The 26,490-nt window shown below is 60.9% G+C and carries 23 protein-coding genes and 1 tRNA gene; 11 read left to right on the forward strand and 13 right to left on the reverse strand.

Annotation, left to right across the window (positions count from 1 at the left end; genetic code table 11):
• Positions 1-247: 247 nt before the first annotated feature.
• A complete protein-coding gene (locus V7D69_RS10905; RefSeq protein ID WP_324061192.1) occupies positions 248-1,279 on the forward strand; it encodes a metallophosphoesterase family protein in 1,032 nt (343 codons plus the stop codon).
• A 73-nt stretch (positions 1,280-1,352) separates the two neighbouring features.
• Here V7D69_RS10905 and V7D69_RS10910 read toward each other — a convergent pair whose 3' ends face one another.
• The 9 genes from V7D69_RS10910 to grxC form a co-directional block, all read right to left on the reverse strand.
• Positions 1,353-2,705, reverse strand: a complete 1,353-nt coding sequence (locus tag V7D69_RS10910; RefSeq protein WP_324061193.1) for a transaminase — start codon at positions 2,703-2,705, stop codon at positions 1,353-1,355.
• A gap of 151 nt (positions 2,706-2,856) precedes the next feature.
• Positions 2,857-4,752, reverse strand: a complete 1,896-nt coding sequence (locus tag V7D69_RS10915) for a tannase/feruloyl esterase family alpha/beta hydrolase (RefSeq protein ID WP_333605796.1) — start codon at positions 4,750-4,752, stop codon at positions 2,857-2,859.
• Positions 4,753-4,785: 33 nt separating this feature from the next.
• Positions 4,786-7,200: a TonB-dependent receptor gene (locus tag V7D69_RS10920; protein ID WP_333605797.1), complete on the reverse strand. Its 2,415-nt coding sequence runs from the start codon at positions 7,198-7,200 to the stop codon at positions 4,786-4,788.
• Positions 7,201-7,238: 38 nt separating this feature from the next.
• Positions 7,239-7,577, reverse strand: a complete 339-nt coding sequence (locus V7D69_RS10925; protein WP_324063971.1) for a DUF6616 family protein — start codon at positions 7,575-7,577, stop codon at positions 7,239-7,241.
• A 412-nt stretch (positions 7,578-7,989) separates the two neighbouring features.
• Complete coding sequence (locus V7D69_RS10930) at positions 7,990-9,090, reverse strand: GlxA family transcriptional regulator (RefSeq protein ID WP_333605798.1); 1,101 nt, start codon at positions 9,088-9,090, stop codon at positions 7,990-7,992.
• Between the two features lie 354 nt (positions 9,091-9,444).
• Positions 9,445-9,521 (reverse strand) — tRNA-Arg (locus V7D69_RS10935).
• A gap of 50 nt (positions 9,522-9,571) precedes the next feature.
• On the reverse strand, positions 9,572-10,075 hold the full coding sequence (locus tag V7D69_RS10940) for a DUF1178 family protein (RefSeq protein WP_333605799.1): 504 nt from the start codon (positions 10,073-10,075) through the stop codon (positions 9,572-9,574).
• 7 nt (positions 10,076-10,082) lie between these two features.
• Positions 10,083-10,901, reverse strand: coding sequence for a carbon-nitrogen hydrolase family protein (locus V7D69_RS10945; RefSeq protein ID WP_333605805.1), 819 nt, complete (start codon positions 10,899-10,901; stop codon positions 10,083-10,085).
• A gap of 17 nt (positions 10,902-10,918) precedes the next feature.
• Entirely contained in the window at positions 10,919-11,182 is a 264-nt protein-coding gene (gene grxC / locus V7D69_RS10950; protein WP_324063799.1) for a glutaredoxin 3, read from the reverse strand.
• 161 nt (positions 11,183-11,343) lie between these two features.
• Between grxC and V7D69_RS10955 the strand changes: the two genes are divergently transcribed.
• On the forward strand, positions 11,344-11,814 hold the full coding sequence (locus V7D69_RS10955) for an Hsp20 family protein (RefSeq protein ID WP_324063800.1): 471 nt from the start codon (positions 11,344-11,346) through the stop codon (positions 11,812-11,814).
• Positions 11,815-11,895: 81 nt separating this feature from the next.
• Here the strand turns inward: V7D69_RS10955 and V7D69_RS10960 are convergent, their stop codons facing one another.
• The 3 genes from V7D69_RS10960 to tpiA all read right to left on the reverse strand — a co-directional run bounded on the left by V7D69_RS10960 (position 11,896) and on the right by tpiA (position 14,922).
• A complete protein-coding gene (locus tag V7D69_RS10960) occupies positions 11,896-13,524 on the reverse strand; it encodes a CTP synthase (RefSeq protein WP_324063801.1) in 1,629 nt (542 codons plus the stop codon).
• A gap of 130 nt (positions 13,525-13,654) precedes the next feature.
• Positions 13,655-14,047 (reverse strand): preprotein translocase subunit SecG, encoded by a 393-nt coding sequence (gene secG, locus V7D69_RS10965; RefSeq protein ID WP_324063802.1) that lies wholly within the window; start codon positions 14,045-14,047, stop codon positions 13,655-13,657.
• Between the two features lie 116 nt (positions 14,048-14,163).
• Positions 14,164-14,922 carry a triose-phosphate isomerase gene (gene tpiA / locus V7D69_RS10970; protein WP_324063803.1) on the reverse strand — a complete coding sequence of 253 codons (759 nt, stop codon included), beginning with the start codon at positions 14,920-14,922 and terminating at the stop codon, positions 14,164-14,166.
• Positions 14,923-15,222: 300 nt separating this feature from the next.
• Between tpiA and V7D69_RS10975 the strand changes: the two genes are divergently transcribed.
• The 9 genes from V7D69_RS10975 (at position 15,223) to lexA (ending at position 24,600) form a co-directional block, all read left to right on the forward strand.
• Positions 15,223-17,172, forward strand: a complete 1,950-nt coding sequence (locus V7D69_RS10975; protein WP_333605800.1) for a peptidylprolyl isomerase — start codon at positions 15,223-15,225, stop codon at positions 17,170-17,172.
• Between the two features lie 17 nt (positions 17,173-17,189).
• Positions 17,190-18,701 (forward strand): anthranilate synthase component I, encoded by a 1,512-nt coding sequence (trpE, locus tag V7D69_RS10980; RefSeq protein WP_333605801.1) that lies wholly within the window; start codon positions 17,190-17,192, stop codon positions 18,699-18,701.
• Entirely contained in the window at positions 18,698-19,480 is a 783-nt protein-coding gene (locus V7D69_RS10985; protein ID WP_333605802.1) for a phosphodiester glycosidase family protein, read from the forward strand. The genes trpE and V7D69_RS10985 overlap by 4 nt, the downstream gene beginning before the upstream one ends.
• Positions 19,477-20,073, forward strand: a complete 597-nt coding sequence (locus V7D69_RS10990) for an anthranilate synthase component II (protein ID WP_324064629.1) — start codon at positions 19,477-19,479, stop codon at positions 20,071-20,073. Before V7D69_RS10985 ends, V7D69_RS10990 begins: the two co-directional genes overlap by 4 nt.
• Positions 20,070-21,062, forward strand: a complete 993-nt coding sequence (gene trpD / locus V7D69_RS10995; protein ID WP_324064630.1) for an anthranilate phosphoribosyltransferase — start codon at positions 20,070-20,072, stop codon at positions 21,060-21,062. The genes V7D69_RS10990 and trpD overlap by 4 nt, the downstream gene beginning before the upstream one ends.
• Before the next feature lie 44 nt (positions 21,063-21,106).
• Positions 21,107-21,895: an indole-3-glycerol phosphate synthase TrpC gene (trpC, locus tag V7D69_RS11000; protein WP_333605803.1), complete on the forward strand. Its 789-nt coding sequence runs from the start codon at positions 21,107-21,109 to the stop codon at positions 21,893-21,895.
• Positions 21,896-22,119: 224 nt separating this feature from the next.
• Entirely contained in the window at positions 22,120-22,602 is a 483-nt protein-coding gene (gene moaC, locus V7D69_RS11005) for a cyclic pyranopterin monophosphate synthase MoaC (RefSeq protein WP_324064632.1), read from the forward strand.
• Positions 22,602-23,822, forward strand: coding sequence for a molybdopterin molybdotransferase MoeA (locus V7D69_RS11010; protein ID WP_333605806.1), 1,221 nt, complete (start codon positions 22,602-22,604; stop codon positions 23,820-23,822). Before moaC ends, V7D69_RS11010 begins: the two co-directional genes overlap by 1 nt.
• An 85-nt stretch (positions 23,823-23,907) precedes the next feature.
• Entirely contained in the window at positions 23,908-24,600 is a 693-nt protein-coding gene (gene lexA, locus V7D69_RS11015) for a transcriptional repressor LexA (RefSeq protein WP_324061210.1), read from the forward strand.
• Here the strand turns inward: lexA and V7D69_RS11020 are convergent.
• A partial coding sequence (locus V7D69_RS11020; RefSeq protein ID WP_333605804.1) for a ComEC/Rec2 family competence protein occupies positions 24,594-26,490 on the reverse strand: 1,897 nt, incomplete at its 5' end. The two genes, lexA and V7D69_RS11020, sit on opposite strands and share 7 nt — an antisense overlap.

Consider the following 26,490-nt stretch of genomic DNA (forward strand, 5'->3'; position numbering starts at 1 on the left):
CAAGCACCGGCATCATATCCGATGCCGGAAAAAAGGGGCGGGCCATCCCATAAAGACATAGTGGCATCAAAAGCGGTCATATCTCAAATGTCGATTGAAATATGGCACGGGATTATTCAAAAGAAATTCTTTCATTTAACGGTTAATATATAAATGTTTCTTGGAATTTTATTATCTTATTTCAAACGATAAAAATAGCCGCTCTTATCCCGCGCCGGGGACAAAACCTATTTTCCGGAGTTTTTGGATGACAGGCATCGATCGTCGCCATTTCCTCAAGCATACCGCGTTTGCCGTGTCCACGGCAGTCGTGCCTTGCACGCTGGTCGAAATGGCCGCTGCGAAAACGGCGGAGAGTTTTACCTTCGCTTACGTCTCGGATGCTCACATCGAACATGTTGAGGGTTCCCGTTTCGTAGGCAGGCGCGATGCAGGCATTCTGCACGCGATCGATGAGATCAATCGGATGGCGCCCAAGCCGGATTTCGTGATGTTCGGGGGCGATCTGGCCCAGTACGGCAAGGGGGTGGAACTGGATCATGGCGCCGATCTGCTTTCGCGGCTCAGCCCCGGTTTCCGCTGCGTCATGGGCGAGCACGATTACTATCTAGACTTGGGAGCCCATTGGTCGACCTTGTTCGGCCCGCCTTATTACAGCTTCGATCACAAGGGTGTCCATTTCGTGGTGCTGAACAGCGTGCTGACGCACGACGACTGGACCTTGAATCGCTGGTCCGCGCCGGACGAGCGCATGGCCGCCATGGCCGCGATCGAGGGCGCTCACAGTTCACCCTTCATGGTCGGCGAGCGGCAACGCCGCTGGCTGGCGCAGGATCTGGCCAAAGTCTCTCGGATGACGCCGATTGTCGTGTTTTCGCATTCACCGCTGCAAAAGATACACAAGGAATGGAACTTCTGGACTGACGATGCGGAAGACGTGCAGGCGCTTCTTGCACCGTTCGATCGCGTCTCAGTGCTTTACGGCCATGTTCACCAAATCCTGCATAACCGGATCGGCAACATCACTTTCAATTCGATGGCAGCCACGGCGTGGCCCTGGCCTTACCCGCAAAGCCATTATGCGGCCGGCGGCAGCCTTTTGCCGAAGCTTACCATCGAAATGGCGAGCAATGGCTCATTCCACGAACAAGACGTGACCGGCTGGCAACTGATCGATGTCCACTCAGGGCGGATCAGCGCCCGCCATCACTTCCACGGGAGCGCGAACCGGGCTTCGAGGACCGTTCGAGGTGAGAAGGAGGCGCTGGCTCTTGCTTAGGGCAAGCTGCGAAAGCAGAGCATATTCCAACCGTCTGCAGACCCAATGAGTGGGAGCCTTTTACCGCGAAACGTCAGGTTACCTCGTTGAGAAATTCATTGAATACCCGCTCGTGCAGATCGGTGTCGGCCTGCGACACCTGGGGGCTGGCGATGACGGTGTTGCCGAAGACCGTAAGATAGATGCCCCGATTCAACATGTAGATATTCAGACATGCGGCGGTTGGGCTGCTTCCGCCGTGGTTAGCGGATTCGGATGCGCTCTTGGCCGCCGCCGGTCCTTCGACCACCTCCATGCGGCAGCCCAACCGTGCAATGGTCCAGGGCAGGCCGCGGGCCTTGATTGCCCGTTCCATTCCCGCCTGCAGCGCATCGGCCCGTAGCAGCATCAATTCGTAGTTCCGCTCGGTCATCGAGTGTTCGAGTATCGCCCGAATCGCCCTCAATTGAAGAGCGCTGCCGGCCAGGGTGGAACCCATGCCCGGGTCCACTGCGGGGTTGGAGAAGATGTTCTTCGCCACCTGCTCAGCCACCGGTGCGGACATGCCGACGAGGCCGACCGGTATCCCTCCCGCCATTGGCTTACCCATCGTAATCATATCAGGCTCCAGATTGGCGCTTCTCGTATAGCCGCCATATCCGGCGCCGATGCATTGGGTCTCGTCAAGCACCAGCAGGGTGCCGGTCTTGCGGGTGATCTCCCGCAAGGCTTGGTGGAAGTCCGGTTGCGGCAGAACGATGCCTGAATTGGTTATCGCCGGCTCACCGATCACGCACGCGACCTGTTCATCGGCAAGGGCACGCCTGATCCCCTCGATATCATTGAACTCGACCGCCCTGCTCATGCGGCTGATGTCCCGCGCATTCGGGCTGACGCCGGGTTCCAGTTCGACCCGCCCATGGTCCAGCACCGCGAACGAATCCTCGACCGCCCCGAGATAGCCGCCGCTGTAGACGAGTATTTTCTCCCGCCTAGTCAGCATGCGGCTCAACCGAATGGCGTTGCGGTTCGCCTCGGTGGCGGAGACATAGACCTGCCAATAGGGCAGGCCGAAGACGCGCCTTAGCCCCATGCCGACATAATAGGCGTCCTCCGTCGCAAGCAGGGGGGAGGATCCGCGGGCCATCTGGCCGGCGACAGCCTCGACGACGTGCGGCTCGCCATAGCCGAACAGGCATGCCGAGCCACCAAGGCAGAAATCCAGACGGTCATTACCGTCCACGTCAATGATGTGAGCGCCCTTCCCTTCCTTGAAGAAGATCGGATGCGGATAGGGGAAGTAGCTGATCCAGTAATTCGGCACACCGTTGGGCATCGCCTGCATGGTGCGCGTATGCAGTTCGAGAGACTTCGTGTTCTTCTGGCGGAAGACCTGCTCTTCCCTGACCTGAACCCGCCTGACTTTGTCTGGATCGATGCCCTGCATTTTCGCGCCTTCGTCTTAGGGTCTATATCGCGACACCGGCCCTCTCTCCTTGCAGACTCCCGTCGGGAGATATGCGGGAGCCCGCGATGGAGCGAGGACCAGTGCCGAACCGGATATGCTGACGGGCATCTCCAAACAGGCTTGATGGCAATCAGGGATTCTGCAGCTTCGCTCCGGCGCCGACGCGTTCGCCCGCGCCGGACATCTCCAGCAGCCGCTTGTCACCGGTCGGGCAGCTCCAGTTCCGGGCGTCGTTGACGTCCCCTTTCCCGCTGTATTTCGCCACGGCCGGATAAGGGCAAAGCGGCATGGTCCGAAGAACCGGCTGGCTTTCCTCATCGTCCTTGTACTTCGTGGCTATAAAGTGCGTGGGCTTCACGCCTTGTTCCACCCAACGTTCGAGCGCAGCCAACAGATCATGCTCGGCATCGAAAGGATGCGTGCTGCGCATGTCGCGCAATTGGCCGAATGAGTTGGGGCCAGTGCCCAGATAACAATGGTCCATGCCGGGCACCATGAACAGCAGAGCGCTGTTCTGCAGCTTTGCATAGCCGCCGTTCTGGCTTGCTAATTCGCGATAGTATTGGACGGTTCTGAACGGAGTGATGAGGCCATCGCTGTAGCCGTGATACATGATGAGCTTACGGCCCTCCTTCAGGTATCCGGCCGCTGTGCTGGGCGTTGCGCCGCTGCCGCGCTTGGTCATCCGCGCCGCCAGATCGGCCGTCTCTTGCGGGATCACCGCTTGCAAGCGGCCATCTTGGGTCCGCCGGAAGGTCACGCCCGGTGATTTCATGATGTCGAAGCCGGGGGCATCCTGATAGACCAGGTAGCGGATGCTGCCTTTTGCCCAGTACCAGCCGAGCGGCTGATCCGCCGGGTTCTTGGCCCAGGGATCGGATCCACCTGGATCAGTGGGGGCGCCGTGAAAGCCGACCCACATTTGCACATTGCGCTGCGCATCGGTGAAAGAATAACCGGGGTACACCACATCGCCCCTGGGATTGACGATGGCTGAGAACATCACGCTGACGGTGTCGATCTGGTCCCCCGTGAAGCAGTCCTGGGAGACGGCGCCAGGCTTGCAACGGAGCAAATGAGCGTAAGGATCGAAGTCGCATTTTTCGGGAGCCTGTATCACCCCGTCGGCGACCCCGTCGGCCTTGTCGCAATGCGCGCGAACGGCCCGATCCAGCACATCGAAAAGCGATGAGGAGATGGCCGCGCCCGGCGCCCGGAGCTGCGCCAACGTCGATACGTAAGTAACGAACATTTCCTCGCTCATGTCGAAGAAGGGGGCGCCGGCGACAATCCCGTCGAACATCTGAGGATAATTGGTCAGGGCGACCATGCTTTCGCGGCCACCATCGGAACATCCGATCATATAGGCGCGGGTGATCTGGTTCGATCGATAGAATTTTTGAGTGAACTCCTTGCCGACACGCGCTGTTTCCCGGACCGCACGCTGATAGAAATCCTCCACCGCGTCTTCATTTGGTTTACCGGGAGCCACGGTCGCCCAACTGGCGTCCACCGCCGGCGAAATGCGTTCGGTGGGCGTGCTGCTGGTGAGGTGGCCATCATCAGTTGCCCAGACCGCATATCCTCTCTTCACCTCCCCGAACGATTCCGGGACGACAAAGCCGCAGTTATAACCGCAACCCTGGAACAGGAACTTCTTGTTCCACTTGGCGGCAGCCGGCAGGATCGCGGCGAAATTCGCCGTTTTGCCGGTCTTGGCGTTTGTCATGATCGAACCGGTGATGAAGCAATATTCGGGCGCATCTTTACTCGCCGACCCGGCCGCTACATGGACCACGCCATCCTGCGTGCGCGGTATATCGGGAGACGGCGCCAAGTTCGGGATGTCCTGAATCTTCAGTTCCGCCGGCGCGAGGGCTTGTAATGCCAGTTTCGAGCATTCCGGCAATCCGGCCGGCATCGCGGCATGCGCCGCTTGAGGCGCCAGCATGAGCCCTAGAACACTGACCGAAACGATCACGACAGCGTTCCAAAGAGTTTTCAATGGGGGAAGTACGGCGGGCATGCGGTCTCCAACTTTGCTGTTCGTGCGTTTGGTTCAGTATTTGTAAGTCGCCGTCAATCCGATCGTCCGAGGGACGAAGGTTGTGCTAAAGAAAATCAATCCGCCCGTTGCCAGGTTGTCCCGCGTCAATCGGGGATGCGAATTGAACAAATTGTTGGCGAATACCGAAACGTCCAGGTCGGATATCCGAACACCCGCACGCAAGTTCACCAGATGTGTGGCCTGCCCGCGGAAGGTGTCGGGGCTGTAGGACAGCGTTTCCGGATCCTGCTGCGGCAGGAGCCGATCATTGCGAGAGCGATAGGTGTAAGTCAGACGTGCGTAACCGTGCTTGTCAGCGGCGAACTCATGGTCGTAATCCGCATTCAGCGTCACCATCCAGGGGGAGGTTGGAAGCGCATCCCCGTCCTTTACGATGATACCGCGCGCGCCACCGGACCCCGTCGGCGCGCCATACACCGTATCAGTGTAATAAGCGGTGTTATAGGCAACCGAACCGCCAAGCTGCAGATCGTTAGTGAGTTTCGCCTGGAACTGGACGTCGACGCCCTTGCTCACCGCCGATCCGAGATTGCCGACGAAGTCGAAACCGCAATTCGAGAGCGGGATGGATTGCTGAATCTTCGACCATTTGATGTAATAAGCGCTGGTATAAAGCTGCAGCCGCCCTTGCAGGAGATTGCTGCTCTTGGTGCCCACTTCGTAGCTCCAGACGGAATCCGAATTGTAGGGCCCGATTTCCGGACTCAGGCCGAACGCCTGAAGATCGCCGCGGCAGGCGTCGCTGATGAGCGGAATCGGCTTGTTGACCCCGCCGACCCGGAACCCCTTGGACGCGGTGGCGTAGATCATGTTGCTGCCATCAAGCTCGTAAGTCAGGCCGAATTTGGGCGTGAATGGCTTTTCCTTTTGCCGCCCGGACGTGGCCAGACTGGCAGTCTGCGCCCACGGGCCCGCCTGGAAGGTCGAATAATCCAGCGACGTCCTGGCATATCGCGCACCTGCCGTCACTTTCAGCCGATCAGTAAGGCGATAAGTCAGCTCTCCGAACACCGCCTCCTGATGATCCCGAGAGACATCGTTCGCCAGATAGGAGGTCGACGCGTCGATCATCGGTACACCGAAGATCTGCTCCACCGTCGCTCCGCCGAAATAGCTGGAAATGAGAGTCGGCAGCATCGGATCAATGAAGGTTTGCCGCGTGGTCTGCTTGGCGCGCTGCACGAAAATTCCGACGATGCCGGTTATTCTGGAATCGGGTTGGGAGAATTGCAGCCGCACTTCCTGCGTGAAATTGTTCTGCTTTGCACGGAATTGCGAAGCCAGCTTGTAGTCGGGAACAAGCGGATTGAAAAGGCCATCCCGATAGATATCGAAGCCGAGCAGCAAGCCTGGAAAAGTCAGCGTATAATCCTGAAGCGGGCTTCCCTTGCGGATGAACTTCGACGTTACGGAAGTCAGCGTAAATGGACCGAACTCAGCTTCGATATTCAGGCTCGGCAAAACGAACTTGTCGGGAAACCGGCTGAGTATCGGTTCGGCATTGCGAAAAATACCTCTGTTGGGATCGGAGACACGATCCATGTATTCGGGGGAAGCATGAGCTGTGGAACGCTGATAATAGACGCTCGGCGTGATCGTTAGCCAGTCGGCCGGTTTCATGCCCAACGCAAAGCGCGCCACCAGAGCGTCGCGTGAATTGGCGTCTTTTTTCAGCACGCTCCCGTCGAACTGCGAAACCTGATCGATATAACCGCCATCGCGGCGATGCCAGATGCTGGCCCGGAAGCCGATTTTGTCTTCCACGATCGGGCCGCCCACGGCCGCGCCGAGTTCCCAGTTGGGGCTGCCCTTCTCCGTGAATGAAAGTTCGGCGCGGGCATAACCGCTGTATTCCTTGTAGCCGGGCTGGGGGCTGATGAAACGGACGGTGCCACCTTCCGAACCCGCACCGAACAGCGTGCCTTGGGGGCCGCGGAGGATTTCTACCCGCTCAAGATCGAATACCTCGGGATAAGCTGTCGCTGACGCGAAGCCGAGCGATCTGACCTGGATCGGCGTATCGTCAATGTAGACGCCGGTGGTGGACGCACCGACCGTGGAGGAAATGCCGCGGATGGCAATCTGGTTGTTGCCAGCAAAGCCCGTTCTCGTGAACACGACGCCCGGTGTCAGCCGCGCGACATCATCTACATTGCGCACGCCCTGCTGGTCTAGCTTCGCCTGATCGAACGCGGTCACGCTCAGGGGAACCCGGCTGATGCGCTCGCTGGATCGCGTGGCCGTGACGACGATATCCGTCGGCTGCGCCTGGCTTGTGTCGACGGAACTGCCGGCAGTTGCCGGTTCTTGCGCGTAAGCCGGCAGAGAAATGATCGCAGCGATAACCCCGCTGAGGCTCAGCGCTGTCATCCTGGCGGGACGCTTCCCCTTTTTGCGATATGTCACCAATTAACTCCCTGATTATTATAAATTTCTATAAAATTCTATCTGGAAATATGAGAATGAAAATGTTCCGCCACGCCAACGGACTTCCCGCAAAGATTTGTCTGTTCGAAATAGTCGTACCAGCCCGATGCCTGGATCAGATTCTCAAATTCTCGAGCGAGATCAGCATGAGGAAGGCGATAAACGCAGAAATATTCATACGGTGATCGACGCGACGTTGACGCTTCATTCGTTCCAAACGCCAATATCTCCACGCCAGCCGCGACAGCACCCTCAACATGGCCGGTAACCGCCTTCATAAATTCTTCCTGTGCGGACCTGCTGAGCGCCGACCAGCTGGGTTTCGGATTGTAAAGCTCGATGAAGGCGAGAGACATTTCGTTCCTTTCGGTTTCCGATCAGAATGACATCGGTGATTCACCGATCGCCGGGCGAGCAAACGCATCCGACGCCGTAATGGCAAACGGAGGGTTGCAAACGAAACTGAGATCTAACGACAGGCCGTGCAGGGCAAGCGCCTATTCAGTGCCGCGCGATAAGTGATCTCAACGGAGAAATTTGATTTCTGACAACCTCTTTAGTGCCAGATCCCCCATTTGTTCAACGTATTTCAAAAGCCATTGCTATATGGCTTCGAAGTTTACCGTAGTTATATTTTTATGACGCTGTTCCATTGCCATTGAAGGAAGTGAACAGGATAAACGGCAAGCTTGCAAGGACAGACAGGCATCAAAATCGGCCACAATTGGCGGGCAATTGAAGGCGAACCTCGAATGCGGGCAGTTCACCCTATTCGGCGGCTATCAATGCGGGATCGAGCTTCTGGGATCGGAAGTGGTCACGGTAATGCTGCGGATAGACGCCGAAATGACGCCAGAAGGTCCTTCGCATGTTCTGCTCGTTGCCGAAGCCGTTCTCACACGCGATTTTCTTCAGCGGCATGTCGGTTTGAACGATCTGGCGGCAGGCGGCCTCCAGCCTGAATATCTCAATCGTCTTGGCCGGCGTTCGTCCAACCTTTGCCACATAGCGTCGCGCGAAAGTGCGGGGTGTCATGCCCGCCCGTTCAGCAAGCGTCACGACATGCAAGTCATCCGCCAGATGCTCCATGATCCACGCGTGCAGCTTGTCAAAGGTCGAATCGCCTACAGACTGGGAGGCGAGCGGTGCGGAAAACTGCGATTGTCCGCCCGGACGCTTCAGAAACATCACCAGAGCGCGGGCGAGCCGCATGGCAATATCGTGGCCCAGATCCTCCTCTATCAACGCCAGGGACAGATCGAGGCCCGCGGTGAAGCCCGCCGAACTCCAGATGGCCCCGTCCTTTATGAAAATCGGATCTGAATCGACAATGATGTCAGGATATCTTTCGGCAAATGTGGAGGCGGCCATCCAATGCGTCGTGACGCGCCGCCCGTCCGCCAGGCCCGCCTCGGCGATCAGGAACGCGCCCGTACATACCGAACAGATCCGGCGCACCTTGCGGCCCTCAGTGGCCAGCCAGGCCACAACTTCGGCGGGCACCGGCGGGTTTCCGGGCGGTCCGCCGCCGGGCACGATCAGGGTGTCGACCCTGGTGCAGTCTATATCGGTCAACGGCGCGGTTGCGAGCAGCAGACCGGAAGCAGAACGGACGAAACCGCCATGTACCGAGCCGACAATCACCCGATAGGGATTGGCGCCGATTTCCAACTCGGTTTCCGAAACCACCTGCCTGACCAGATCGAAAACGTCGGTGGGCCCGGCCACATCGGAAAGGGTGATATTATCGAAGGCCAATACCAGCACGGTTCGCGGCAATCGGCCAAAGCGATACAGCGGCTCGTTGATCTCGATCGGGCGCCCCGAAACATGGGGCGTCGCCATTTCATCGCGCGAGCAGACATCCATAGCACACCTTCGTTGTCAGAATCCTCACCGCGCTGGCCGATATCCGGCCAACGCCTGTTTATTGTAGAATGGTGACACGCGCGGGGTTTGGCAGCAAGGCCGTGTATTAGTCAATTTCTGCCACCGCGCGATGGACTGCTGGCCACAGCAATCATACATGCTCATGGGGCTTACAAAGCCGGCGCCCACCATCAGGATACCGAAGCTGCCGGCACAAAAGGCCGTGAATGCGTTCGATATACTTCGAAAAGGGCACGCTTCCCCCCAGCAGACACCGAGCCCATTCATCGCCTGACCAGGCGGACAGTGGCCTTCCGGGAATCGGTCTGCGCCAATCCGGCCTTTGCATGGAAATGGTGCGCCCGACAGGATTCGAACCTGTGGCCCCCAGATTAGGAATCTGGTGCTCTATCCTGCTGAGCTACGGGCGCGTGCGGTGGCGTCCTAGCTTGCGTGTGGCGCCTTGGCAATTGGCCGGAACTCAGTTTGCCTGTTCGGGCGGAAGGACCGCAAACGGCAGCGGCACCACGGCAATGCCCTCCTCAAGCAATTCCTGCGCTTGCTGGGGTGTGGCTTGGCCGTGGATCGTCTCTGTCTCTCGCTCGCCGTAATGCATGGCGCGGGCGTCTTCAGCAAAAGAATCGCCGACGTAACGGGAGGTCTTGAGGGTTTCCGCCTGAACCCGCGCGAGCTTGTGTATCAGTTCCACGGCTTGCGGAGGCAATGGAATGTTGGCAAGCGGCGTGGACGTTTCGGAACGCGGCGCAGGCACTTGCACGTCGCGGTGCGACGCCACGGCCGCAGGCAACTGATTGCCCTTTCGCGTCAGACGAGGTGCCTGCACGGCCTTGGCGACTTCTATAGAACCGCAATAGGGACAGGAAATCAGTCCGCTCTCCTGCTGCTCGGCAAAATCGTCCGAGGATTTGAACCAACCCTCGAAACGATGGGATCCGTTGCGGCATTCCAGATCGTATACAATCATACCACGCCTATGTGGCAATCGCGCGCCGGTTGGCAAGGCTCGGGAGTTGTGCGCGGACTTCCGCTATTCGGCAAAGGTCGATCGCGGCATAACCCAGTCCGCGCGCCTGTCCGCCCATATCGAGCAGGACTTCGCCCCATGGATCGATCGCCAAGGAATGCCCGTAGGTTTCGCGCCCATCCTCATGTCGACCGACTTGCGCGGCGCTGAGGACATATGCGCTAGCTTCCACGGCACGGGCACGCTGCAGCAAATGCCAGTGCGCCTGGCCGGTCGGAACGGTAAAGGCCGCGGGGATGGCGATGACATCGCACGTCGCCCGGCCCAGCGCTTCAAACAGTGCGGGAAAACGGATGTCGTAACAGATCGCCAACCCAAGCCGCCCGAGCGGCGTGTTGTCCACCGTCACTACCGTATCGCCGGCGGCATAAGCGCTCGATTCACGCCAAGATTCCCCGGTGGTGAGATCGACATCGAACATATGTATCTTGTCATAGCGCGCACGGATGGCGCCGGCGTCGTCAATCACGAAGGCGCGATTGGCCCATTTGCCGTCTTCGCGCAAAATCGCCAGCGACCCGACATGGACCCAAATACCGTGCCGCGCCGCACTCTCGCGCACCGCCGCCAGAACGATATCGTCAGCCTCTGCGCGGATCGCCTCTTTCGCGCGGTCGCGCCGTCGGTCCAACAGCCCCGACATTTCCGGAGTGAACAGCATGGCCGCGCCGCCCTGGCTCGCTTCGGCGACTGCAGCCACGATCGTCGCCGCGTTGGCGGCGGGATCAATGCCTGTCGTCATCTGCAGCAGCGCGGCACGCGGCACGGCTTGGGTATTCATGGTTACAGGCCCAGCGCGGCGTCGAGCTTGCCCTGCCGGTCCAGCGCATTGATGTCGTCAAACCCCCCGAAAGGTTTCCCTTCCACCAGCACTTGCGGCACCGTGCGCGCACCGGGGATGCGGGCTTCCATTTCGGTCCGCTTGGGACCGCCCATGGTGACATCGTACTCCTCATAGGCAATGCCCTTGCGATCAAGCAATGCCTTGGCGGCGACGCAATAGGGGCAACCCCATTTGGTGTAGATCTCGACCTTGGGCTGACTCATTCGGCAACTCCTTCTTGGACTTTACGCGACCCTTGAAACCGCAGGCCGCTATCATATCTAGGGTGGCGAGTCATGGCCCGCCATGGGAATGGCTCAGCTAAGAGGTGCCGGATTTCCGGGCCTTCACCCAAACGAAGATTGCTCATTGGAGGATTTTTGTCATGAACCGGATCGATTTTTCCCCTTATCGCCGCACTATGGTCGGTTTTGATCGTCTGTTCGACATGATCGAGAACCAGGCCCGCGCCAATCCTGGCGACAAGTACCCGCCTTTCAATATCGAACGCCGCAGCGAAGATGCCTACCGCATCACCCTCGCCGTGGCCGGGTTCAAGCCGGGCGACATCGACATCACGGCGCAGGCGAACCTGCTGATCGTCAAGGGCAACAAGCCCGAAGAAACGGCGCAGGGCGAATATCTGCATGTAGGCATCGCTCAGCGCGGATTCGAACGTCGCTTCGAACTGGCCGATTATGTGCGCGTGGAAAACGCCGATCTTGCGGATGGTCTCTTGGTGATCGACCTTGTGCGCGAAGTGCCTGAGGCGATGAAGCCGAAGAAGATCGCCGTTGGTGGAAATCGTTTTGCCGTGGTGGAAAGCGACAGGAACGAGGACACCGCCGCCGCCTGAGATCAGGCACAAAACGCGGGGCGTGATGGCCCTTGCGTATAGCGAAGGACCGGCTCGGGAGGGCCGGCCCTTCGTCGTTTCTCAAACCAGACGTGCCTGCCTGAGCGCCGCCGCGATGAAGCCTGCAAAGAGCGGGTGGGGATCAAACGGCCGCGATTTCAACTCGGGATGGAACTGGACCCCGACGAACCAGGGATGATCCGGCCGCTCTACGATTTCGGGCAGCAAGCCATCCGGTGACATGCCCGAGAAGATCAGCCCGTCGCCTTCCAGCGCCTCGCGGTAGGAAGCGTTGACTTCATATCGATGGCGATGCCGCTCGCTGATCTTGCTTGCACCATAAATCGCCGCGACGTGGCTGTTGGGCGACAGCGCGGCAGGATAAGCCCCCAAGCGCATGGTGCCGCCCAGATCGCCGCCTTCGGCGCGCTTCTGCAAGCCGTCCTTGCTCATCCACTCCGTGATGATACCGACAACCGGCTCCTCAGTCGGGCCGAACTCGGTGGAACTGGCCTTGGCAATACCGGCGGAGCGGGCGCCCTCGATACAGGCCATCTGCATGCCGAGGCAGATGCCGAAGAAAGGCACGCCGCGTTCACGCGCAAAGCGCACTGCAGCAATCTTGCCCTCCGTACCCCGCTCTCCGAAGCCGCCGGGTACAAGGACCCCATGCATCGGCTCCAGCGCAGCAGCGATCTCTGAATCCGCCTTCTCGAAGACTTCCGCGTCGATCCATTTGATGTTGACCTTGACGCGGTTGGCCATGCCACCATGAACCAGCGCCTCGTTGAGCGATTTGTAAGCGTCCTGCAGCCCTACGTACTTGCCGACAACGCCGATTGTCACCTCGCCTTCCGGATTCTGGTAACGGTCAGCAATATCGTCCCAGCGGCTAAGGTCCGGTTCGGAAGAACTCATTCCGAAATGGTGCAGGACTTCCGCATCCAGCCCTTCCCGGTGATACTGCAGAGGAACCGCATAAATGTTCGGCGCATCAAGCGCTGGAATCACGGCTTCGCGGCGCACGTTGCAGAACAGCGCGATCTTGGCTCGCTCACTGTCAGGCAGCGGACGTTCGCAGCGGCACAAAAGAATATCGGGCTGTATGCCCAGCCCGGTCAATTCCCGCACGGAATGCTGCGTCGGCTTGGTTTTCAGCTCACCGGCGGCGGCAATGTAAGGCACTAGCGTCACATGCACGAAGCACGTGTTCTCGCGCCCCAATTCGTTGCGAAGCTGGCGCAGAGCCTCAATGAAGGGCAGACCTTCGATATCGCCGACAGTGCCTCCGATCTCGCACAGCACGAAATCGAGATCCTCGGTTTCCGCCATGGCGAAATCCTTGATCGCATCCGTCACGTGCGGGATCACCTGCACGGTCGCCCCCAGGTAATCGCCGCGCCGTTCCTTGGCGATGATATCGCGATAGATGCGGCCGGAGGTGATGTTGTCAGCCTGGCGGGCGGACACACCGGTGAACCGTTCGTAATGACCCAAATCGAGGTCAGTCTCGGCCCCATCGTCGGTGACGAAGACCTCGCCATGCTGATAAGGGCTCATCGTGCCCGGATCGACGTTCAGATAGGGATCGAACTTGCGGATTCGCACCTTGAACCCGCGTGCCTGCAGCAGCGCCGCCAGGCTTGCCGCCATGAGACCCTTGCCGAGCGAGGAAACCACGCCGCCGGTAATGAAGATATGCCGCGCCATGGGAGTCGGGCCTTAAATTGTATGGGGGCCCTAGGGCAAGCGCCCAGAGCCTGAATCCACAGGTCAAACACAAGGATTGCCATCTGGCCCAGCCAGACGGCAATCCGGTTACGATAAAACGAAAAGGCGGTTACTGCTTGGCAGCCCCCGAAAGCGGATCGTTCGCCGGTGACGCGGGAGCAGCGCTCGTCGCCGGCGCCGCGCCCGGATTGGCAGAGCCCGCAAGCGGATCTGCAGGCTGCGCAGGCGCTACCGGAGCAGTATTGCGCTGAAGCGAAGTATCAAGCTTGCGGCCACTGGTTTCGTTGACCGCCAGAGCCGCTAGAATAATACTGAGAACTACGAAGAGAACTGCCAGCACCGCTGTCGCGCGCGTCAGAAAGTTGGCCGCACCCCGCGCGGACATCAGCCCTGACGGGCTGCCGCCGACGCCAAGGCCGCCGCCTTCCGACTTCTGCACAAGGATCACGCCGACAAGCGCGGCTGCAACCAGTGCTTGGACCACGGTGAGGAAAAGGAACATCTTCGTCTCAGCCTTCCCGCGAGCGCCCTGCCCGCGTCATTCGCCGCGCCAGATAGGCGCAACCTCGATCCCGCGCAACCCACCTGTCGCTATGGAGCGGGGTGCATCGCCTTTGCTCAATCCTCATGCAAGGAAGCGGCGGCCCCCACGATTGCGAGGAAGCTTTCGGCGGTCAAGCTGGCGCCACCCACCAGGGCGCCGCCCACTTCAGGCACCGCGAGCAGTTCGGCCGCGTTATCAGCCTTGACGGAACCGCCGTAGAGAATGCGCACTTCCGCGCCGCCTTCCCCATAGATAGAGACCAGTTTGTCGCGGATCGACCTGTGCATGGCCGCCACGTCTTCAACTGAGGGGATGCGGCCCGTGCCGATCGCCCAGACCGGCTCGTAAGCAACTGAAAGCTTTTCCGGCGCGCCGTCTTCGCGGGGGCAAGACCCTTCGAGCTGTGCGTTGACGACGGCCTCGGCGCGCCCGGCGTCCCGTTCCGCCTCCGTCTCTCCGACGCAAAGAATCACGGCGAGCCCGGCTGCCAATGCCGCTTCGGCCTTGGCTTTCACGTCTGCATCGCGCTCGCCATGAAGTGAGCGACGCTCTGAATGACCGACAATCGTAAAGTCGGCGCCGGCATCCTTGAGCATGGGCGCCGACACGTCACCCGTGAAGGCCCCGCTTTCCCCGGCATGGCAATCCTGCCCACCCACGCCGATCACGTCCACCGCGTCGCGCACGCGGTAAATCAAGGTGGCGGGCGGCGCGACCGCAACTTGCACCTTGGGAAAACGCGCTGCCGCCCGGTCCATGGCACGCGCCTCCGCGAGCATCGCGCGCGTCCCGTTCATTTTCCAGTTTCCGACGATGTAAGGCAATCCGGCCATTTCAAACCCTTGATAAATCTGGTGCGCGTCCCGGCGATCGCTACGAAGCGGGAATCGGGGTCATCGCTGTCGCCGCGCTGCTATGCCGCCCGGCCCGCCTTGTCAAAATTCGTCGGTTACACATGCGGCGAATGGCGCATGGCCTCAGTTGGCATATCGCCATGACGCTCACTGATCCCCGACAATCGCCCGGCCCCATGCGCGTCGGCATTGCAGGATGGCAAAAGGCCCCCTAAAGCCTGCGGCCGTTTATTGCGAAGTTCGAAATTTCGCGCAGGCAATCGTTGATCGGCACGGTTCATGCTCTCAATCTTTCGTTCCATCCTGAAGTCAAAGATCGGTGCGGCCATAGCGTTGGTGGCGCTCATTCTCATTGCGCTTGCCTTTGCCAGCGGCGATATTGCCGGTTTACGCAATTCGTCGGTATTGGGCAGCGGCAACGCGGTCGCAACGGTCGGCGGGAAAGCTATTGACGCGGTTCAACTCTCTCAGGGCGCCAATCGGGCATTGGAACGCTTTAAACAGCAACAGCCCACCGCAACGATGAAGCTGCTGGTTGCGCAAGGCGGTATCGATCAGATCCTGAATGACCTGATTGATCGCAGCGCGCTTTCCGTTTTCGGCAAAGATCACCAGATCGCGATCAGCGATCGCCTGATTGACAGCGAAATCGCTCAAATCCCCGGTTTTCAGGGCGTGGACGGCAAGTTCGACCAGAACACGTTCCGCCAGGCGTTGGCGCAACAAGGCATTTCCGAAAAGGCCCTACGCGAGGAGATCGCGGATAACCTCACGGCGCAGCAGCTCATGGTGCCGGCCACATCCGGTGCAGTGATGCCGGCTTATGCCGCGACGCGCTATGCCTCGCTGCTGAACGAAGTTCGTTCAGGTTCGGTGGTGGCCCTGCCCTCGCCGCTGTTCGCTCCCACGGCGGCTCCCTCCGACGCACAGCTGTTGGCCTTCTACAAGAGCCACATCAACGATTTCGTGCGTCCCGAACGGCGCGTGGTGCGGTATGCCACCTTCGGCGCAGAAGCATTGAAAGCGCCGCCCCCGCCCACGGATGCCGAAATCACGGCACGCTATCAGGCGGGCAAAGCGATTTACGCCGCGCAGGACAAGCGCCAGATCACGCAACTGATCGTACCGACAGAAGCGGCAGCCAAGGCGATCATCGCAGAAGTCAGCGGCGGGAAGTCACTGGACGTGGCAGCTAAGGAAAAGGGACTTTCAACCGCTCAGCTCGGTTTCTTCAGCAAGGACGAGCTTGCGGGGCAGATTTCGTCCGAAATCGCCGATGCGGTATTCACCACGCCAGTGGGCAAGCTGGCCGCCCCGCAAAAAAGCGCGCTGGGATGGCACGTCATTCGCGTCGATGAAGAACAGAAGAAGCCCGCCCGTCCTCTGACCGCGGTTCGCGATGAGATCGCGCAGCAATTGACGGACGAAAAACGACGCAAAGCCTTCAGTGACATGCTCGCCAATATCGAGGATCAGTTCAGCAATGGCGCCGGTCTGGCGGACGTGGCCAAGAATCTCGGCGCCGAGGTCAAGAAGACCGAGCCGCTGACCGCGAACGGCCAAGTCTACGGTAAACCGGGGGAAATGGCACCGGCTTCAGTGAAACCGGTGCTGGTGACGGCGTTCTCGATGGACCAGGAAGAGCCGCAGGTCGCTGAAGTGGAGCGAGGCAAGACTTTCGTGATTTATGACGTAACCGAAATCGCGTCCTCGGCTCCTGCTCCGCTGACGGAAATCAAGGACGACGTGAAGCTGGCCTGGAAGATCGACGCCGGCTCGCAGGCCGCCAAGGCAGCCGCGATCAGGATGCAGGTGGAGATTCGCAAGGGCAAGTCGCTGGAGCAGGCAATGGCCGGCGCGGGCAAGCCGCTGCCACCGGTCCAGCAGGTGTCCCTGTCGCGTCCGGCCCTGAGCGCCGCGCTACGCTCCGGAAAGGAGGTTCCGCCGCCGGTCTCGCTGATGTTCCACATGGCCAAGGGCACAGTGAAAGTGCAATCTGCGGCCGGCGAACGCGGCTGGTTCGTGGTACTTCTAAAGGACATTCAACCGGGCACAGTGCAGTCCGAAGAGCTGGTGAAGGGCGCTCAACGCGAACTAGGCCAGCAACTTGGGCAAGCTTACGGCGAAGCCCTGGTCAAAGCTGCTCGCAACGAAGTGGGCGTGACCAAGCATGAACGAGCGATCCGGGCAGTGCGCAACCAGCTTGCCGGTATCGGTAGCACCAACTGATCGGCGGCGGCGCGGACATGCAGCGGGAAGCAAATCGATCGGCGGCGCTTGAGCAATTATCCCAAGGCAAGCCGGCGTTGCTCTGGCGTAAGCTGGTAGTCGACACGGAGACGCCGGTTGGCGCCGCCCTCAAGTTGTTCGAAGCGGAACGAGGAGACTTCCTGCTCGAATCCGTCGAAGGCGGTGAAACGCGCGGGCGTTACAGTCTGATCGGCCTCGCCCCGGATCTCGTATTCCGCGCGCGTGGCGCCAGCGCAGAAATCAACCGCCAGTGGCAGGCCGACCGCGAAGCATTCGCGCCCTTGCCCAGCGACAGTCTTTCCGAACTGCGCGCCCTCGTTGCGGCATGCCGTATCGACGTTCCAGCCGAATTGCCGAAGGCCCTTGCGTGCCTGGTCGGCTATTTCGGCTATGAAACCATCGGCCTTGTCGAAAAGCTTGCGCGCGCGCCGCAGAGCGATCTCGACCTGCCCGACATGCTGTTCGTACGCCCTTCGCTGATCCTCGTCTTCGACCGGCTTGGGGACGAAATGTTCTGTGTCGCGCCGCTCTGGCCGGATGCGGGTAAGCCCGAAAGCGCGATCGAAACGGCAGCCGAACGCATGGACGAAGCGTTGCGTCGCCTCGCCGCGCCGGCGCCCCTCTCGCAGGCACGACCCGATTTGCCGGAGCCCACGCCGAAGTCGGTAATGGCGGCCGATGACTACAAGGCAATGGTCCTGAAGGCGAAGGATTACATCGAAGCCGGAGATGTTTTCCAGGTTGTTCTGGCTCAGCGTTTCACTTGTGAATTCAGCCTCCCGCCGCTGGCGCTCTATCGCGCGCTACGGCGAGTGAACCCATCCCCTTTCCTCTATTTCCTCGATATGCCCGGCTTCGCTCTCGTGGGCTCCAGTCCGGAAATTCTGGTGCGCGTGCGCGATGGTGAAGTGACGATCCGTCCGATCGCGGGCACTCGCCCGCGCGGCAAGACGCCGGCTGAGGACAAAGCCAACGAAGCCGGTCTGCTTATCGACCCGAAGGAACGGGCGGAGCATCTCATGCTGCTGGACCTCGGCCGTAACGACGTCGGCCGCGTAGCGGCTGCGGGCACTGTGGAGGTGACTGACAGCTACACCATCGAGCGCTACAGCCACGTGATGCATATCGTCTCGAATGTCGTGGGCAAGCTGGACGCGGCGAGACACGACGCCATCGACGCGGTCTTTGCAGGCTTTCCTGCCGGCACGGTCTCCGGCGCGCCCAAAGTCCGCGCCTGCGAGATCATCGCCGAACTCGAACCGGAAACGCGCGGCGCTTATGCCGGCGGCGTCGGGTACTTCGCGCCAGACGGCTCGGTGGACTCATGCATCGTTCTGCGTACCGGCGTGCTTAAGGACGGGGTGCTCCACGTCCAGGCCGGGGCCGGCATCGTCGCCGACAGCAACCCGGATTACGAACAGCGGGAATGCGAAGCCAAGAGCGGCGCCCTGTTCGCAGCGGCACGTGAAGCCCTGCGCGTGGCCGGAGAGCCGGGCTTCGGGCAGTGAAGCGGCGGGCGCTCGCCGCGCTTCTTCTTATCCTGTCTGCCTGTTCGTCCAAGGCAAAACAGGAACCGCTGGCGCCTCCGCCTCCACCGCCTTGCGAAGGCGTCAGGTTCGAAGGCGTCGCTCTTACGCATTGCACGGCGGTGCCGGGCCTTCATACCATTCACATCCTGCTCGGGCCGAGAGGAGGTCTCCCTTATCGCAGCCTCTCGCAGCTGGCGGTAAACCGCCCCGCAAAGAGCCATGCGGTTGCCTTCGCGATGAACGGCGGGATGTTTGACGATGCCGGGCGACCGATCGGCTATTACGTCGAGGACGGTAAGCGCCTGCACGCGCTTAACCGGAAGGAAGGCATCGGCAATTTTCATATGCTGCCCAACGGTGTGTTCTACGGCCAAGCCGATGGGCACTGGGCCGTGCGCACTAGTGATGACTTTGCCGAAAGCGTGAACAATCGTCCCGATTTCGGCACTCAGTCCGGCCCCATGCTGGTGATCGCCGGTAAGTTGCATCCGAAGATCGACAGCGATGGCCAATCGCTCAAGCTGCGCAACGGCGTCGGCGTCGATGCGCAGGGCCGCGCGCATTTCGTCATCAGTGACGAGCCGATCTCCTTCGGCAAGCTCGCCCGCTATTTCCGCGACGCGCTGCATTGCCCCAATGCGTTGTTTCTCGACGGCAGCGTATCGTCGCTATGGGACCCCTTGCATGGCCGGGTCGATGGTGGCCCCCCGCTCGGCCCCTTGATCGTTGTTGAGAAAAGCGCGAAAGCGCGCAAATGATCCTCGTCATCGACAATTACGACAGCTTCACCTGGAACCTGGTCCATTATCTTATGGAATTGGGGGCGGACGTTGAAGTCGTGCGCAATGATGCGCTTTCGGCCGGGCAGGCTATTTCAAGCGGCGCACAGGGTTTCCTGATTTCACCGGGCCCCTGTACGCCCAATGAGGCGGGAATAAGCCTCGACTTGGTCGAAGCTGCCGCCAAGGCGGCCAAGCCGCTGCTCGGCGTATGCCTGGGGCACCAGTCGATCGGGCAATATTTCGGCGGCAAGGTGGTGCGCGGTGGGCTGATGCACGGGAAGACTTCGCCGGTGACGCATGACAATACCGGCGTGTTCGAAGGCATCCCCTCCCCCTTTACCGCCACGCGTTATCATTCGCTGATTGTCGAGGACATTCCCGAAACGCTGAAGGTCAATGCCCGTTCGGACGACGGGCATGTGATGGGCTTCCGACATGCGACGCTGCCGATTCACGGCGTCCAGTTCCATCCCGAAAGCATCGCCACCGAGCATGGGCATGCCATGCTGGCGAATTTCCTCAAGCTGTGCGGCATCGACGCGAAACTGCCGGAACGCCTCGGCGCATGACCCTTCCAGACCCGCTTCACCCGATCGGCGAGGCCGAAGCCGAAGCCGCGTTCGGCATGATTCTCGATGCACATGTGCCCGAGAAGGCGATTGCCGCGTTCCTCGTCGCCCTTTCCGACCGAGGGGAGACCGCCAGTGAGATCGCAGGCGCGGCGCGGGCCATGCGCGCGCGGATGATCCCGATCTCCGCGCCCGCCAATGCCATCGACGTTTGCGGCACCGGCGGTGACGGGTATCACACCCTCAACGTCTCCACCGCGGTTTCACTGGTCGTCGCAGCTTGCGGCGTGCCCGTCGCCAAGCATGGCAATCGTGCGGCGAGTTCAAAGGCCGGTGCAGCCGATACACTCGAAGCGCTGGGCCTCGATCTGGACCGAGCGATGGAAACGGCTGAGGAGACGCTGAACGAAATCGGCATCTGCTTCCTTTTCGCTGCGCGCCATCATCCCACGATGGGGCGCTTGATGCCATTACGAAAGTCGCTTGGACGGCGCACGATCTTCAATCTCATGGGACCGCTGGCTAATCCGGCTCAAGTGAAACGCCAGCTCATAGGCATCGCCCGCCCGGCTTATGTTCCAATTTACGCCGAGGCGCTCGCGCGGCTCGGAACCGAGCATTCGCTAGTCGTGTCAGGTGACGAAGGGCTCGATGAGCTCAGTCTCGCCGACGGCAACGAAGCGGCCGACGTGCGGGAGCTGGAGGTCTCCATGGGCCGGGTGTCGCCGCAGGATGCCGGGTTGCCGGTTTCCCCCATAGAGGCGATCCGGGGCGGTGATGCGGCGTTCAACGCGGATGCCCTGCGCCGCCTGCTGATGGGGGAGCGCGGACCTTATCGTGATGCCGTACTGTTTAATGCTGCCGGCGCGTTGATCGTGGCGGGTGAAGTGGAAAGTTGGACCCAAGGCGCGGAGGAAGCCCAGGAGGCCATCGACAAGGGACTTGCAAAGGCTCTGTTGGACTGCTGGATCGCAGCGACCCGAAGATAACGATGCCTCTCGACTTGGTCGTAGGCTGAGAATAAGGCGCAGAAATGTCCAACAAGCTGACCGAAATCTGCGAAACCAAGCGCCGGGAAGTGAACGAGCGCAAGGGCGTTGCAACGGTAGGCACTCTCGATGCGCATGCCAGCCACCAAACCGCGCCTCGAGGTTTTGAGGCAGCGCTGCGCCGCAAGGCAGCCGACGGCTTTGCGCTGATTGCAGAAATCAAAAAGGCAAGCCCATCCAAAGGATTGATTCGTCCTGACTTTCATCCTGCAGAACATGCCATCGCTTACGAGAAAGGCGGCGCCGCCTGCCTTTCGATCCTGACTGACGCACCCTATTTCCAGGGGCACGAGGATTATCTGATGGCGGCGCGGCAGGCGGCGTCACTGCCGGTGATCCGCAAGGACTTCATGATCGATCCCTGGCAAGTGGCGGAAGCCCGCGCGATCGGAGCCGACGCGATCCTGATTATCGTCGCCGCGCTGGACGATGTGGTGATGGCGGAAATCGAGGCGGCCGCGCTCGAACGCGGCTTGGATTGTTTGGTCGAAGTCCACGACGAAGCCGAGATGGAGCGCGCCTTGCGCCTCAAGTCGCGCCTGATCGGCGTGAACAACCGTGATCTGAAGCGCTTCATCACTGACCTTTCAGTGACGGAACGGCTGGCGCCATTGGTTCCCCGGGATGGGCTGTTGGTCAGTGAGAGCGGGATCAACACGCATGCCGACCTCCAACGATTGTCAGGTTGCGGCGTCCGCACGTTCCTGGTGGGCGAAAGCCTGATGCGGCAAGCCGATGTTGAAGCGGCGACCCGGGCCCTGCTGGAAGGCTAGTCGCTCATCATATCGAGGGCCGCAAAGGTACCCGACCTGAGGGGGCGGTCCTGAAAACTGCGTTCCTGCTCTGTCCTACACTTGCAAAATCTGCCATCGCACGGCGATGACCTTTGGCCCGTCTTCCGATAACCAGGCGCAATTCCTGTTCGCCGGACGGCTCCGGAGTTTTTGCTCGGGACCGTGTCAACTGTGTCAACCTGTTCGCAATTTCGAAGGTTAGCATGAGCAAGTCCCTCACTCATATCGATTCGGACGGAAGCGCCCGCATGGTCGACATCGGCGGCAAAGCGGAAACGCCGCGCGTGGCGGTGGCGTCCGGCCGTATCACCATGACGACCGAAGCCCTGGCCACCGTGCGCGCCGGGAATGCGCCCAAGGGAGACGTGCTGGGCACCGCGCGGGTCGCCGGGATCATGGCGGCGAAGAAGACCGCCGATCTCATCCCGATGTGCCACCCCCTCACGATCGACGCCGTGAATATCGATTTCACGTTCGAGGACACAGCGATCCACGTCACGGCCATGGTATCCCTTACCGGCAAAACTGGCGTTGAAATGGAAGCAATTATAGCAGCTTCCATAGCACTCTTGACAATTTACGACATGACTAAAGCGCTGGATAAGAGCATGATCATCGGCGGAATCCGGCTGATCGAGAAGCGCGGCGGCAAATCGGGTCATTGGCGCGCGGAAGGCACGGAATGATGAACAATGTCCCACCCATGCCGCTGGAGGAAGCGCAGGCCCGGTTGCTTGCGCTTGTCGAACCTCTTCCCATGGAACACGTCGACGTCGAAGGCGCGATCGGTCGCTATCTTGCCGAAGCGGTCCAGGCCCGGCGCACGCATCCATCCGCCGACCTTTCCGCGATGGACGGTTATGCCGTGACAGATGCTAATCTTTCCGGCCCATGGCGCGTGGTGGGAGAAAGCGCGGCGGGACATCCTTTTTCGGGAACGGTCGGCCCTGGCGAAGCGGTGAGGATATCGACCGGCGCCGTTCTTCCGGCGGGGGCGAAGGCGGTGATCCTGCAGGAAGACGTCGCGTGCGCTAACCAGCAAGTGACACTGACGGGCGAAGCGCCCGAACCGTTCCACAAGCACATCCGCGCCTGCGGCCTGGATTTTTGCCAGGGCGATGAGGTCATGGCGGCCGGCATTCGCATCGGTCCCGCCCAGGCGGCGCTGGCCATCGCTGCCGGCCACAAGCACTTGCCGGTCAGCCGCCGCCCGCGCGTCGCGGTGATCGATAGCGGCGACGAACTCGTGAGGGATCCGGAAACCTGTCAGCCACACCAGATCCCCGCCAGTAATGGCGCCATGCTGATGACCATGGCCCACGCCCTCCCGGTCGAGGCCGAGCGCGTGGGCCCGGTAATCGACACGACCGAGGCTCTGATCGGCGCGTTTGAAACCGTTCCCATGGCCGATGTGATCGTGACCAGCGGAGGCGCTTCTGTCGGCGATCACGATCTCGTTCGTCCCGCGCTGGAGGCATGGGGGGCGACGCTGGATTTCTGGCGAGTGGGGATCAAGCCCGGCAAGCCGATCCTCGTCGCAAGCCGCGCCTGCGGAACGGGTCGACAACTCATCGTCGGCCTTCCTGGCAACCCAGTATCGAGTTTCGTCACCGGCTATCACTTCCTGCTTCCTTTGCTGCGCAAGCTGCTCGGCGCGCGAGACCCTTTGCCGCTGCGATTTCCAGCGCGGCTTGGTGTTCCCTTGCGCGCGCACGGCGGCCGACGCGAATTTCTGCGCGCGTCGTGGGACGGGCATAGGGTCGTTCCTCAAGCGACACAGGATAGCGGCGCGCTCGCCGCTTTAGCCGCCAGCAATGTCTTGATCGACCGGCCTGCATTTGCACCTGCGGCGGCCGAGGGGGAGGAAGTGCTGGTATACCTGCTCCAGAATGGCGGTATTGCTTGACGTTCCGAATTTTGTTGCTTAATTGTTCCCTCAATGTTCGCGGATAGAACATCTTTCGGCGAATGTCAGGCAAGAGGCAGCGACCATGTTGACGCGCAAACAGCACGAATTGCTACGGTTCATCCAGATCCGGCTGGAGGAAAGCGGTATTTCTCCCAGCTTTGAAGAGATGAAGGAAGCGCTTGATCTCAAATCGAAATCCGGCGTTCATCGCCTGATTTCCGCGCTGGAGGAACGCGGATTCATCCGCCGCCTGCCCAATCGCGCTCGCGCACTGGAAGTCCTGCGTCAGCCTGAGGACGCTACCAGCAAACCGGCTCGTCCTGCCCCAGCCAACAGTAATGAAACGCTTCCCTCGCTCGCCGCGCCGCGCTACGCGCCCAAGCCGGCGAACGATGTCATCGAAATTCCGCTGCATGGACGAATCGCGGCCGGTGTGCCGATAGAGGCGTTGGAAGGGCAATCGACTCTGCCGGTTCCCGCGGCGCTGCTCGGTTCGGGAGAGCACTATGCGCTTGAAGTTTCGGGCGATTCGATGATCGAGGCCGGTATTCTCGACGGTGACTTCGCCTTGGTGAAGCGCACGGACACGGCCCACGATGGTGAAATCGTAGTCGCCCTGGTGCGCGGCGAGGAAGCGACGCTGAAATACCTGCGGCGTGAGAACGGAATGATCCGCCTCGATCCCGCCAATTCCGCTTACGAACCGCAGATCTACAGGTCAGACGAAGTAGAGGTGCAGGGCAAGCTGGCGGGTTTGCTGCGGCGGTATCACTGAAGCCGCCGCGGTGATCGACCGCGATCGGTGGGTCGGGCAGATCGCCACCAGCCGTGCAAGCCTTCTCCTTCGGCAACGGTGGTGATTTGGCGTGTCGCAAGATTTATGGCCAGTCCGCCGCTATGGCTCAGCCGCGCGCGATCGGCCTTGAGCCATCGGGGCCGGCAGGCGTGAGGCAGCCAACGATCGGCGACGACGATGTCAGCTTTGTCACAGGCGGCGGCGAGAGCGCGTTGGGGCACGGCATCGCGTCCTTGCGACACCAACAGGAACCAGGTTCGAAGTCCACGCCGCACCGGCACGGAGCAGAAATCGCGGTTACATTGGGCGCCGGGCCATTGCCTGATGGAAACCGGCTCCCCTGCCATACCGGCCAGCTCCATCAGGTTCTCACGCACGTAGTCGCTTCGGCCTTCGCGCAGAACGAAAAGCCGGTTGCCGTCTTCGTCGACAATGCCGACGTGCCGCCCGTCGCCGGTGACGAGCACGTCCGGCGGCGTCAGAGTCGCCAACAGCAACGCGCCTAAAGCGGCCGGAACAAGACCGAGGAGGCGCACCGGACCATGCCACAGCGCCAACCACAATGCGCCTGAGATGAACAGGAAGAAGGCGCCTGCCCCCATCGCCGGCAATACCGTCACCGCTCCTGGCCGCGAGGCGAACCAGTGAGCAAGCCCGATCAGCAGATCGATGGTCCGGGCAGCCAGCCACCACGCCGGCCAGCCGGCCCCCAGCAGGTCGAGCACGAGCGCGCCGGCGACCAGTGGCATGACCGCAAAGGTCGTCAGCGGAATCGCCACGACGTTGGCCAGCGCGCCATACATTCCCGCGCGGTGGAAATGATAAAAGCCAATCGGCATGAGAACGAGATCGATCACAACGCCAGTCAGCAGGAGCATGCCCAGATGGCGAAGGCCCCTCGCCACGATCCCCTCCTCACGAGGAGCGAGAAAGCGGCGGACGGGCGCAGCGGTGCTTAGCGAGATAATCGCCAGAACGGCGCCGAAGCTCATCTGGAAGCTTGGTCCCACGACGGCCTCTGGAGAGATCAGGAGCACACAGAAAGCGGCGGTCGCAAGCATGCGCAGCGACAAAGGCTCGCGTCCCAGGACCAGGGCCGCCAGCACCAGTAACGCCGCTATGCAGGAACGCACGGTCGGAACCTCCGCGCCGGTGAGCAAGGTATAGCCCATACCGGCCAGTGCCCCCGCCCCAGCCGCGACAACCGGCAATCGCAGGCGCAGCGCCAGCCAGGGAAAAAGCGCGAGGATCCGCAGAGTCAGCAGATAGATCGCCCCGATAACTGCGCTGACGTGCAGTCCGCTGATTGAAAGCAGATGCGCAAGGCCCGCGTCGCGCATCGCCTGTGCATCGGTCTCCGCAATTCCTCCCCGGTCTCCGGTTGCGAAGGCCGCTGCTATTCCCGCCTCTCCAGCGCCAAGTCGCGATCGTATGTAATGCGACAGGCCCGTTCGCAGCACTGTCAGCCAGTCAGCACCAGCACCTGGTTCGATCACGGCTATTGGACCAAGCATGGTTCCGGTCGCCGCTATGCCCGAAAACCATGCGGTGCGAGCGAAATTATAAGCTCCAGGCAACATCGGCGGCGCGGGGGGCATGAGTCGCGCCTTGAAGCGGATCACCGCGCCGGGCACTGCACCCTCCACGCTTTCTCCCTCGGGCGCCTTGACCCGAACGCGAACAGGCCGCCCGCTTTCCGGCTCGCGCAGAGCAAGAACAAGCCGGTCCTGCCCGAGCGCGGGCCGCTCCTCGCGCTGAAGCACCCGGGCGGTAAAAGTTCCCACCATCGGCTTGGGCAACGGCGGCTCACCGATCAGACCGGAGCGCGCCCAGATCGTCAGGCAGCCCACCAGAAGCAACAACGGGACC

Origin of the sequence: Novosphingobium sp. (assembly GCF_036733805.1) — a bacterium.
Taxonomy (GTDB): Bacteria; Pseudomonadota; Alphaproteobacteria; order Sphingomonadales; family Sphingomonadaceae; genus Novosphingobium.